Below are 12673 nucleotides of genomic sequence, written 5' to 3'. Positions count from 1 at the left end.
TTCCTTAATTTCGCGACCATATGATTTCGGGTAGCTACCCGTGATAACTACTCATCAATGTTTTCAGATCAACCTCGCGAAACCCTCCGCACCTGGCTCATTTTGGTCGTCATTTTGTGTGTGGGAATCACATTAAGACTCTATCATTTAGACAAATACAGTATTTTCTTCGACGAGAAAAGTACGATGGTCATCAGCCAGGGCATTGTGCTGGAAGGTGCCAATCAGAAGGACGTTTTTTCCACATTGCGGCTCGAAAGCTCGGATTTTTGGAAGTCGCCCAGCCTGGATTATAAGCCGAATCTGGTACTGAGGTCATTTACTTACAACGAAATTTACACACCAAAAACCTTCACCCCAGCCGAGTTCTGGTCGCCCAAAACATTAAAGGATTACTTCGAGGCCAACAACCGGAGCGACATCGGAAACAGCCCTTTTTATTATTTGCTGCTACATTACTGGCTTGAAATCTTCGGGTTATCAGACTTTTCGGCCCGCGCACTTTCTGTCTTGTTCAGCATGGCGATCATTGTTTTGACCTATTTTTTTGCAAGAAGATTTTTCGGCGTCAACACCGGTTTGATCTCCGCAGGAATTGTGGCCATCGAGCCCTTTTTTGTAGCATACAGCCAGCAGGCAAGAAATTATTCGCTGACTTTCTTTTTAACATTACTGGCTACTTATCTTTTTCTGCAAATCATTGAAGGTAAGGCCAATAAGCGAAATACACTTCTGCTTTACATTGGCTACATTCTCTCCGCCGGCCTCGGCTTGCTCTCCCACTTTCTTGTGATTTCAGTTTTGATGGCGCATGCGATTTATGCGGTGCTGTTTCTGAGATCATGGAAAGGCTGGATTGCGATGGGCGTTTCGGCGGCGATTGCACTTTCAGGCGTGACGCTCTGGATGCTTTACGGCGGCGGGCAGTACACTTTATATACATTAAATTACCAGGCCGATCTTTATAAAAGAATGGCGGAAACCCGGCCTTACAACAATCCTTTCGGCATTATTTTGCCAGCTACGATCAAGAATGTTTTTCACGAATCGCTGCCCATTTTTACCGACCTCGTCATTTTCACGCATGGGATGACGGATAATCTGGAAGGAAAAAAGAATGTGATCCTGGCGGTGGTGATCGGCGTGCTGCTGATTGTTTTATCAAGATCAAAAAAGCGATTTTCACTTCCCGAGCGGCTTGTGAGCTATCTTCCATTTCTGGTCTTGCTGACCGGTTTTGCCATTTACAGTAATCACCGGTTGCAGTTCACGATAGTATCGGTAGCGATTCTGGCGCTTTCTTATCTTCCCGATGTTTTCATCAAAGAAACCTCAGCACAAAGAAAGCGGCTCTGGTTGCTGCTTTTAATGGCACTATTCCCCACGATTTTCCTGATTATCATGGCATTTCGGGGTGGCCACACGCATGGTCTCACGCAGCGCTACTCCGGATTTTCATTTCCTTACATGATCATGCTGCTGAGCCTTTTGCTCCAATATTTCTGGACATTGCGGATTGAGCTCAAAATCATACTATATGTTTTTCTAACCGCGCAGCTCTATTTTGTAGCGCTCAAAATGAAGGATTTTTACCGGGATAAGTCGCCGAAATATGGCTATTATGATCCTGCCCGGGTCCCTAATCCTTACTATGCGGCCGCGAAAAAAATAGAAGCGACTTACCAGCCGGGTGATACGGTTTTTTACCCTGCTCCGCGATACGAAATCCTGTCTGAAATGGACCGAACCTTCCTGCCCTATTCCATCCAGGATGCGCAGCTGACGAATTTGTACCTGCCCAAAAAAGCACAGTACATCCAGGCGATGGACATCTACCAGGTGGACAAGATCTGGCTAAAAAAAGGCGAAGGCGGACAGTCGGTTGACATCATGAACCTCAGAGGTTTACGCTACGGATCGCAGTAGTCGGGTGCGCTCATGTAGCGAGCCGTGAAATAACATTTCGTATATTGCGCACTTAAAACCGAAGTTTTGGCCGTTAATTTGTGCGTAGTCGTTCACATTCATATACACATCTGGCATGACCGCAGAAGAGATACTCAGTGACCCCAGACAGTTAAGCGGAGAGCTGCGTCTAAAAATTCTTGGACTTTACAACAAAGCAAATGCGGGCCACATTGGCTGCTCACTGAGCTGCATTGACCTGATGATTGCGGTATTGTTTCTTCATAAATCAGAACAAGACACATTCATTTTATCCAAGGGACACGCCGCGGCAGCGCTTTACGCTTGTCTGAATACTTTGGGCGAAATCACGGACGAAGAGCTGGATACATTTTACCTCGACGGCACGACATTACCTGCCCACCCGGCACCCAGACAGTACAAAGGAATTCCATTTGCGACCGGATCATTAGGTCACGGCTTACCCATCGCAACCGGCATTGCCCACGCTGCCAAAGTGAGCGGCGAAGACAGTTTTTCATTCGCACTACTTTCTGATGGCGAAACTAATGAAGGGACAACCTGGGAAGCAGCACATTATGCGATTCAGAATCGGCTGGACAACCTTTTTATGATTGTGGACAAAAATGGTTTGCAGGGTTTTGGTTTTACGGATAAAGTGCTGGGTGAAACTGCTTCGGTGGAAAAATGGAATGCAATCGGTTTTGAAACGATTGAAGTCGACGGTCATGATATTAACTCTATTTATCTGGCTGTAAATGAATTAAAAACACACAAAAACGGACTGCCCAAGGCGATCATCGCCAATACCGTCAAGGGCAAAGGGGTTTCCTACATGGAAAACAAGCTGGAATGGCATTATCTGCCCATGAACAAGGATCAATTTGAGCAAGCTACCCTGGAAATAAAGGAACGTTATTTTAATGAATTGACGAATGCTTGATCATTTACCGGCCTACCGCGATAAAATAGAAAGTTTAAAAGGGCCCATTTTTGTTTACGGTGCGAGTGGTTTTATCGGCGCCAATCTTTTCAATGATATTTTCAAAATTCGCAAGGATTGTTATGCATTGACGCACGACGCTACGAAGGCATGGCGATTGAAATTGTTGAATGTTCCTTTCGAAAACATTGTCCACTGCGACATTCTTTCCAATAATTCTGTTCAGGAAACTTTTGAAAAATACAAGCCGCAAACGATTTTCAACCTGGCGGCTTATGGCGCTTACAGCAAGCAAAGCAATGTCAACCTGACCTACGAAACGAATGTGATCGGGACGGTAAACATTCTGCAAAACTGCACCCGCGAAATGGTGTACATCCACGCCGGCAGCAGCTCGGAATATGGATTTAACTGCACTAGTCCGAAGGAAACCGATCGCGTAGAACCGAATAGTCATTATGCGGTGTCCAAGGTTTCAGCGGCTTATTTGCTGGAATATTATGCCAAAGTTTTTAACCTTAAAACGCTCAATCTCAGGTTATACTCCATTTACGGATACTGGGAAGAACCCGACAGGCTAATCCCGAAACTGATCGAAAATGCACGAAAAAAGCAGCTTCCATCCCTCGTTTCACCGGATATTAGCCGTGATTTTGTCTTTATAGAAGACTGTGTCGAAGCATTTCTGGATGCAGCATTAAAAATCAGCACCGAAACTTCTGGTAGATCCTACAACATTGCTACCGGCCGGAAAACGACCATGGGTGATCTGGTCGATACGACCCGGAAAACCTTTCAAATCGCACAGGAACCACAGTGGGGCAGCATGTCGAACCGCAAGTGGGATTTGGCAGAATGGTACGGCGATCCGGAAGCTTTTGAGACAGACTTTGGCTGGAAAGCGCGGACATCGCTGGAAACCGGTCTATCCAAATACAGCAAATGGCAGGAAGCAGAGCGTTACGAAAGCAGGGTAATCCCAGCTTTTGAAAACCCGAAACTGAACCCGGTCATCACTGCAATTATCGCTTGTTACAAAGATGCGCAGGCGATTCCTTTCATGTACGAAAGGTTGGTGAAGACTTTCAACGAACTGAAAGTGCGCTACGAGATCATTTTTGTGAATGATAACTCGCCCGATAACCAGGAAGAAGTGATCAATGCGATTTGTGATAAAGATCCTAATGTAGTAGGAATCAGCCACTCGCGGAATTTCGGCTCGCAATCTGCATTTTTAAGCGGGATGGAAATTGCTACCGGCGACTGCGTTGTTTTGATGGATGGCGATTTACAAGATCCACCGGAAATCATCCCAGCATTCTACGAAAAATGGATGGAAGGGAATGACGTAGTTTACGGCGTCCGCGTGCAGCGCGAAATGAAGCCGCACATTCACTTTTTCTATAAATCATTTTACAAAATCTTCCAGGGACTGAGCTACATTCCCATCCCCCGCGACGCTGGAGATTTCTCGATGATCGACCGGAAAGTAGTGAAGGAATTAGTGGATTTGCCTGAAACTGAGCAATTTCTACGTGGGTTAAGAGCCTGGGTTGGTTTCAAACAAACCGGAGTTCCTTACGTCCGTCCGGAAAGAATGTTTGGTGTCTCGACTAACAACTGGACAAAAAACATCTGGTGGGCCAAGAAGGCGATTTTCTCATTCAGTTTTGCACCGCTGGAATTAATGAGCTATGCAGGTTTTGCATTAACCGGCTTGTCGATCCTAGGCATTATCTGGCAAATCCTGGCAAAATTATTCTTTTACCCGGACACGCCTCAGGGAATCAGCACAGTCATCGTCCTGATCGTTTTCTTCGGCGGCTTGACGATTCTTGGCATTTCGTTCTTAGGAGAATACATCACCAAAATTTTCGAAGAAACCAAAAAGCGACCCAAGTACATAAGAACCGGAATCCGCCGCGGGGTGAAGTCTTATAAGACGGCTGATGAAATCAGTACACTGGTGAAGCAGTTGCGGAAATAAGTTAAAATAACACGAACTCAACATTTTTGAACAATTCAATTTATTTGGCCAAAACCAAATTAAATGTTGTAGTTTGATGGTTATAATAAAAAGCAAAACACTGCACGATTACTGCCTTATGTACCCGAAAGCAAGGGTTGCGATCAGTGAGTGGGCCAGTAAAACAGAATCTTCGGATTGGGCCAATTTTATAGAGATAAAATCTGTTTTCAATAGTGTAGACTACGTAGGCGACAACCGATATGTGTTTAATATTAAAGGGAACCAATATCGGCTTGTCGCAATGATATTTTTCAGTGTACGGACGGTTTACATCCGATGGTTCGGTCCGCATGAAGCTTATGATAGAATCAATGTAGCAATGATTTAACACTTTTGTTATGGAGATTTTGACTGAAATACAATACAATGAGGCTTTCAAAAAAATTGACAGTCTTATTGCTGAAAATTTCGAAAGCAGCGAGCAAAAGCAACAGGAATTTCTTGAAATCGCTATGGCGATACAACTATATGAAAAGAAGTACTACCCGATTTCCAAGCTCGAAACGGTAGGATTGAAAATATAACAGCAATGAGAAAAGAATTTTCAAATGCCATGGAAAGGTTGGCGGTGGAGGATGAATCCATTGTTTTCATTACCGGCGATCTCGGATATAACGCTTTGGAAAATCTCCAAGCCAAAATGGGCAAGAGATTTATCAATGCGGGTGTGGCGGAGCAGAATATGATCGGCGTGGCAGCTGGCTTTGCGCATAAAGGATATAAAGTTTTTTGTTACAGCATTGCACCTTTCATTGTTTACAGATGTCTGGAACAATTCCGTAATGATGTGTGCTTCAATAATTTGCCGGTTTTTCTGGTAGGGAACGGCGGCGGATATGGCTACGGAATTATGGGAAGCAGCCACCATACTATTGAAGATCTGGCTTGTCTGAGCGGCCAGCAAAATGTAAATGTCTGGGTGCCAGGGTTTTCGGATGAAGTGGAGCCTGTCTTGGAACAAATCGTAAAAGATGCGCGGCCTGCATATCTGCGGCTGGGTGCAGGGAAAACAACACCTGAAAACAGCTACCAAACCGGCTCATTTAAAGTAATCCATCATTCTGAAACTGCTGAAATTACCGTTTTTGCATTAGGCCCGATTGCTAATAATGTAATGAGTGCATTATCGCTTTCGCCTGAACTGGAAACGAAGGTGAATGTGATCACTGCATTGCATTTCCCTCTGCAAATGACCGACGAACTGACCGATCTGATCAGAAAAGCGCCGTCGGTTCTGGTGGCGGAAGAGCATATCAGCATTGGCGGACTGGCGCAGCAACTTTCGGTGCAACTACTTGAAAAAGGGATCATACCAGCCGGATTTAAAAGTTTAAAAGCCGAAGGTTATCCAAACAGCCGGTATGGCAGCCAGGGTTACCACCAAAAATTATCCGGCCTCGACCCCGATTCCATCCTATCTCATATCAGCCAATTAATGATCACGGCATGACAAAAAGGGCTTTAACAATCATTCTGAGCCTTATTATCCTTCTACCGATCCTGATCTATTTTACAGTCTGGAATTACTACGCTATCAACATCCCCAAGTGGGACGACCACGCTTTAAAGAATTTCATCGAAGAATTCGTCCATGCGCCGGGCTGGAAAGGAAAGATCCAGGCATTATTCCGGCAGCATAACGAACACCGCATCGCCACCACGCGCTTCTTCGCCTGGCTAGATTATTCTATTTTCGGCCACCTCAATTACCGGCATTTAATGACTGTCGGAAATTTGCTGCTGGTAGGCATTGTCCCACTTTGCTACGATTTCCTGAAAAAGAACAAAAAGCCGCTTTTCGCGCTGGTACCCGTGCCATTTTTACTCCTCACGCTGGCTTTTTGGGAGAATATGTACTGGGGCATGTCGGCGATACAAAATTTCGGGGTGGTAACGCTAACACTCTGGACCTTATATCTTTGCATAAATTCAAAAGTGCTGCCTTTCGCTATTTCAATGGTTTTGGCAGGCATAACTGTTCTCACCAGCGGCAACGGATTAATGGTGCTGCCGCTCGGCGCATTGCTTTTATTTTTAGGCCAAAACAGAAAACGATTTGCACTGTGGCTTGTCGTCTCCGCGGCCGAGATTTTCTGCTATTTTTATTGGTATACCAAACCCGAATCCAATCCGCCGATCAGGGCGTCATTTTTTGAATTGGTAAAAGGTTACATGACTTTCCTGGGTTCTTTCGCAGAATCGATTCCGATTGCCGACAATTTTAAAATCTGTTTTTTCTTCGGCATTGTGCTTTTTCTTGTTGCGATATCCATAGGCTTTACGACCTTATTCGGGATACTGAAAAACAAATACAGCAACAAATTCGAGCGGACTACGGACCTATTTTGCCTTGGCGCTATACTATTTATACTTGGTACCGCATTAATCGTGGTTTATAGCCGAGCGGGTTTTGGGCTGGACGGAATGTTGCTGAGCCGCTATAAAATTTACTCGGTGCTGCTGCTGATTGTGGCTTACCTGTACATTGTGATACCGATTCGCGGGACTTTTCTTTCGCCTTACATTACCGCGATTGTCTTGCTGGCGATCACATTTAACATTTTCAGCTACCATTATCATCTGGTCGATGCCTATAATTTGCGCAAGGAACTGACGACTTCACAATTTAACTGGCGGTACCTTGACAAATCGTTGACGCCGGTGGCTGATACTTCATTTGCAGGCAACATTGTTGAAAAAACACCGGTTTTCTATGAAAAACTGCTCCCGCTGATCAAGCTGGCCGATAACCAGACTTATGCAGGCGAGTCCCGTGGAATGACCGAATTATTTGACCGGACAACATTCAAATCCGACACCAGCTTTTTCCGGGTAAGCAACAATTCTTTCACCAGTCAGCGTCTGCAGGATAGTGGGATTTACATTTTGCTGAGTTCCAAAGACCGGTTTTACATTTTCCCGGCATTGCGGACGCGAAACAAAAGCAGGAAAGAGCTTTTTCTCAAACAATATTATTTTGAACCCGGCTTCCATGCGGAAATACCGTTTTCTGATCCGCTGGAAAAAGGCGTGTACAATGTTGCACTCATCCAGCAGCAGGGAGAGAGGGCGTCAATTCTTTTCAAGGATAAGAAGCTGACAGTCAAAGACATTAAAAATAAAACAGTGAAGGTTAACTGGTAAATATGCGCACTACTACCGAGGGACATATCATTCAATTAGATGGCGTTCGCTTTATCGCGGTCGGGCTGGTGCTGGTCGATCATTTGTTTGTGGCGATCAATAACATTCCCTATGGTGCGCTGGGGGTGACAATTTTCTTTGTTTTAAGTGGTTTTTTGATTTCAAGGATACTTTTAAAAAGCAAAGAAAAAACAGCGGGCACACCTGGCGGTTTTAAAAAATACCTGCGCAAATTCCTGATCAGAAGGACGATACGCATTTTCCCTGTCTACTATTTAATCATCGCTCTGCTGTTTGCCTTTAATGTCCCGCCAGTTCGTGAAAAATTGCCTTGGCTGGCGCTTTACGGCACGAACATTTACATGGCACTACACAAAAGCTGGCTTGGTTCGGTGGATCATTTGTGGTCGCTAGCAGTGGAAGAGCAGGTTTACCTATTTTTTCCATTTCTGATTTTTTTTATACCAAAAAACAGGCTGATCCCGGTGCTTGGCGTGATGGGCATCTTCGGGTTTGCATTCCGGCTATTCTACTATTTATCTATTCCAGATTTTACACCGGCACATTGGATTGTGACTTATGTAAGCACGCCGGCCTGCTTCGATTCGTTTGCATTGGGCGGATTGATGGCCTGGTTGCAGCTTTATAAAAACGAAACTTTCGTCAAACTTTTCAACAAATCCTGGCCGGTTCTGGTGGCGCTGATCGCTTGGATTCTGGTACAATACTGGGCTAAATCCCTTGACAAAACTTACAACATTGCCTTTGTGGTTTTCGACCGGACGTTATCTTCGATTTTTGGTTTTTTCCTGATCGGCAGGTCGGTGATAGGTTTTAGGGGCTGGATGGCGGCGTTTTTAGAAAATCCGGTCAGCATTTATCTCGGGAAGATCAGTTACGGATTATATCTCTACCACAACTTCGTTTACAACCATTTTCACAGCGGTCCGATGCACCCGACGGTCCGGCTTTTCCGAAAAATTTATCAATACATTCCTGAACTAAAAGGCTCTGTCGCCTTCGAAGCGTTGGTTGTAGCATTACTTACTATTCTTGTCGCATCGGTCTCGTGGCACTTTTTCGAGAAGCCGATTAACGCCCTGAAAGACAAGTACGCTTACTAAATAATGACCCGCCATAGCCCGGTTACAGGCTTTATTTCTTAATTTCGCGCAAACATTCCAAATTGAATTTTGATGTACCTTCTAAGTATAGTAATGCCCGCATACAATGAACAGGATTGTATTGAAAAAGTAGTACACAACTGGACTGGTTTCCTGAAAAACAAATTCCCAAACGATAATACCACACTGATTGTCATTAATGACGGCTCTAAGGACAACACCAAAGTCCTTTTAGATAAATTACAAAAGGAGGTTACGAACCTGACTGTCATCAACCAGAAAAACGGTGGCCACGGTAATGCAGTCGTAAACGGTTACCGCAAAGCGCTCGAACTCGACTCCGAATATGTGTTCCAGACTGACAGCGACGACCAGTTTGTTTCAGAAGATTTTGATAAGCTTTGGGATAAAAGAAATCAGTCCCAATTTATTCTGGGCTACCGGCAGGTGAGGCACGACGCCGGGGTTCGTTTGTTCATCACGAAGTTTCTCCGCAGCACCATTTCAATGGTTTACGGAACTTACATTATGGACAGCAATATTCCTTTTCGCCTCATTAAAGGTTCCTTCCTCCAAAAATTAATGGATCAGCTGCCTGATCCTGAACCATTTGCACCAAACATTTTCCTATCGGTGATGGCGAAGAAATCAGGACAGAACTTGTTTGATATCCCCATTACCCACAAAGACCGTGAGACGGGCACAGTTTCTATTGTAAAATGGAACCTGTGGAAAGTCTGCATTCGAAGCTTTAAGGAACTGCTGCGTTTCCGCCTTGAACTCAACAAACACGTGAAGGCGATACGTGCTTAAAACATAGGCTTGTGTCTAAAAAAAATGTGCTGATTGTTCTGCTGGTCCTGGTCGTCGGATCGGCAGGATATTTTCTTTTCAGATGGTCGCGAGGCTCTACGGCTGCCTGGAAATTTATTCCCTCCAACGCAATCGTTGTCATTACCAGTGAACATTTGCAGGATACGACTTACGTTGCGACCGAAGCGAAACTTGATCTGAAAAGACTGCCGCTGCTGGACGTCGCCAGTGACAACCTTAGCTTACTCAACCTACTCACCAAGGACCGGAAAAAGCTCGCTAAGTTCCTGCACGGAAAATCACTCTCCTACTCTTACCATCCCAGAACCAGCACAGAATGGGGGGTGATCATGTACATTCCGGTTACCGACGAAGAAACGAAATGGCTGTCCAGTCCGCAGAATGCCAACATCCGGGCGCTGCACCACAATTTTCAGGACAACCGGATCACCGATATTATTGATACCAATTCCCGCCCGCTTTTCTCATTTTTGGTTAAGGACAGTTATCTGATTGTCAGCTACTACGGCGATTTGATCGAGGATGCGGTGCGCGCTTCTAATCTGAACATTGAATCTTTCAGGCTGAGATCAAAATTTGCAAAAAATGATGATTCCGATTTTGGAACGAGCATTTATTTGCGCGTCGATGCGTGGAAATCGGTGGTATCGGCTGAAAGTGCCAGCGGTGTTTTTGGAGAATTTGGTAAAAACTTTCCTTCCTACCAGGATTTTCACATTGAGAAATCGCTAAAAAAAGGAAGCCTTACCTTGAAGTCGTCCGGAACTGATGCACCGGACGCGTACCTGGCAAACATTCTGAAAGACATTCCCGGATCGCCTTTTGCCGGTCACAAACACATTTCGCAGCAGACTTCCTACCTGTACCGATCGGCTGTGGTCGACAAGCAGGCTTTTCAAAAGGAATTTACCGCCTGGCATAAAAAGTATAAGTCGCCATCCTGGGATAAGCTCAAATATTACATTAACAATGAGAGTAACCTGCTGATCGACAACCTCGGGCCTGAGCTGATTTTGTGCCAGTTAGAAGAAAATAACAGTATTAGCGACGGGAAAATTTTGCTGGCGGAGTTTTCAAATTATGATAAACTGCGACCGGTTTTGCAAAAATTGGCGCGGTTGTCGAATCAGGAAACCAATGCTTCGGTGGACCAATATCAGGGTTACGACATTTATTCCGTACCGATTCCCGAGCTGCCTTCCGGACTTTACGGCCCCGTTTTTACAGGATTTCCTCGAAGCTACCTGACTTATATTGCGCCATATTTAGTGATTAGCAACAATTCACAAGTACTTCAAAATTACATTGTTGACTATGAAAACCAGCTAACCTGGAAACAATCGCCGGAATACGACAGCGTGCTCACCAATAAAAATTCTGAGGCGCAGCTTTCCATGATTGTGAACCTGCGCAAGGCGCAATCGCGGGCGGATGATGGGATCATGAAGTACGCGGATATGGTTTCCAAAATGGAATCGCTCACTTTTCAATGTCGTTATGAAGGCGACCATGCTTTTCCGGAAGTGACTTTGACGCCTAAAAAACGGCAAACTGCCAGCAAGGTTCTCAACCGCACATTCCTCAACATTGACATTGAGTGGCCGGACATTTACGATTCGGAACTCTCAGCCCTACAAAATCCGATTGACGGCAGCTCAGAGATATTGTTGACCGACAAAGAACATAACCTACTCAGGACAAATAATTTAAGAGAAGGAAAAACAGAAGTTATCGCAAAACTTGACGGCCCGATCAGCACCGCAGCGTACAAAGTAGACTTTCTGAACATTGGCCGCCAGCAAAGGATTTTTGCTACAAAACGGACGGTTTACGCCCTCGATGAAGACGATTCGACACGCGTCACAACATTTACTGGCACATTGCCCTCCGGCGAGGACATTGCCGCGCTGTATTCGATTGACGGTGGCGATGATGGCAGTAACCGCTTCATTATCAAGAATACGTCGGAAGAATTGTTTATTTGGGAAGCCGCGACCAAACCGATCCGGCGGCTCAATCATTCCGTCCGCTTTGAAGGCATTCAGGGGCCGGTGGTCACCTTGAACCAGATTGGTAACCGAGGTTACATTGTTACGCAGAAAAACGGGAAAATTTTTGTGTTGAAAGAAAATGGCTCGGTCAGGGCGGGTTTTCCGGTGGACATTTTGACACGGGCAGAAAGTGCATTTACCTGGGCGCAAAATCCCGAAAATGGTCAGCCTGAGATTGTTGGCGTGAGCGTTTCCGGCGAGCTGGTTAGGATTGGTCTGGACGGAACGATTACTTCAAGAAAACAATTACTTCGCCCTGAGCCTGGCTCACAGTTCCGTATTTTGTACGATCGCAATTCGCTGGATTGGATTCTGGTACGCTCTGTGAATTCTAAAACCGCGATTATTACCAAAGAGGGCCGCGATCTTTTTGAGATCAAGGACATTCTGCCGAATTCTACGATACAGTACCACTTTTTCGGCGTCGATAACCGGTTTATCACCATTAAGTCAGGCAGTTATACGACGGTTTTCGATATGTCGGGTAAAAGGTTGGGCGACAAAGCAATACCTTCCGAAATGCCGGTTCAGCTAACTTATCAGCCGGGTTATTATAAATTGCTTATTTTCAGTCGGTCAGAGAAAAAGATCCAGGTTTGGTCTGTTAAGCTGCGTTAATGTG

Annotated in this window: 10 protein-coding genes; all 10 read left to right on the top strand. The window is 45.2% G+C overall.

Features of this window, described 5'->3' with window-relative positions:
* Positions 1 to 57: 57 nt before the first annotated feature.
* The gene (locus FEN17_RS17445; RefSeq protein ID WP_138366603.1) at positions 58 to 1926 is read left to right on the top strand and encodes a glycosyltransferase family 39 protein; all 1869 of its coding nucleotides are present in this window, start codon (positions 58 to 60) and stop codon (positions 1924 to 1926) included.
* A 115-nt stretch (positions 1927 to 2041) separates the two neighbouring features.
* Positions 2042 to 2869, top strand: coding sequence for a transketolase (locus FEN17_RS17440; protein WP_138366602.1), 828 nt, complete (start codon positions 2042 to 2044; stop codon positions 2867 to 2869).
* On the top strand, positions 2862 to 4856 hold the full coding sequence (locus FEN17_RS17435; protein ID WP_138366601.1) for an NAD-dependent epimerase/dehydratase family protein: 1995 nt from the start codon (positions 2862 to 2864) through the stop codon (positions 4854 to 4856). Before FEN17_RS17440 ends, FEN17_RS17435 begins: the two co-directional genes overlap by 8 nt.
* Positions 4857 to 4932: 76 nt before the next feature.
* Complete coding sequence (locus FEN17_RS17430) at positions 4933 to 5226, top strand: type II toxin-antitoxin system HigB family toxin (protein WP_138366600.1); 294 nt, start codon at positions 4933 to 4935, stop codon at positions 5224 to 5226.
* A gap of 10 nt (positions 5227 to 5236) precedes the next feature.
* On the top strand, positions 5237 to 5422 hold the full coding sequence (locus FEN17_RS17425; RefSeq protein WP_138366599.1) for a hypothetical protein: 186 nt from the start codon (positions 5237 to 5239) through the stop codon (positions 5420 to 5422).
* A gap of 5 nt (positions 5423 to 5427) precedes the next feature.
* Entirely contained in the window at positions 5428 to 6348 is a 921-nt protein-coding gene (locus tag FEN17_RS17420; protein WP_138366598.1) for a transketolase family protein, read from the top strand.
* Entirely contained in the window at positions 6345 to 8042 is a 1698-nt protein-coding gene (locus FEN17_RS17415) for a hypothetical protein (RefSeq protein ID WP_138366597.1), read from the top strand. The genes FEN17_RS17420 and FEN17_RS17415 overlap by 4 nt, the downstream gene beginning before the upstream one ends.
* A gap of 2 nt (positions 8043 to 8044) precedes the next feature.
* Positions 8045 to 9166 carry an acyltransferase family protein gene (locus FEN17_RS17410; protein WP_138366596.1) on the top strand — a complete coding sequence of 374 codons (1122 nt, stop codon included), beginning with the start codon at positions 8045 to 8047 and terminating at the stop codon, positions 9164 to 9166.
* Positions 9167 to 9235: 69 nt separating this feature from the next.
* Positions 9236 to 9979 carry a glycosyltransferase family 2 protein gene (locus FEN17_RS17405; RefSeq protein ID WP_138366595.1) on the top strand — a complete coding sequence of 248 codons (744 nt, stop codon included), beginning with the start codon at positions 9236 to 9238 and terminating at the stop codon, positions 9977 to 9979.
* Between the two features lie 11 nt (positions 9980 to 9990).
* Positions 9991 to 12669, top strand: coding sequence for a DUF3352 domain-containing protein (locus FEN17_RS17400; protein WP_138366594.1), 2679 nt, complete (start codon positions 9991 to 9993; stop codon positions 12667 to 12669).
* Positions 12670 to 12673: the final 4 nt, after the last annotated feature.

Source organism: Dyadobacter luticola (assembly GCF_005860805.1).
GTDB classification, from domain to species: Bacteria; Bacteroidota; Bacteroidia; order Cytophagales; family Spirosomataceae; genus Dyadobacter; species Dyadobacter luticola.
The sequence above is the reverse complement of the archived record's forward strand: the minus strand, read 5'-3'. Positions and strand labels throughout refer to the sequence as shown.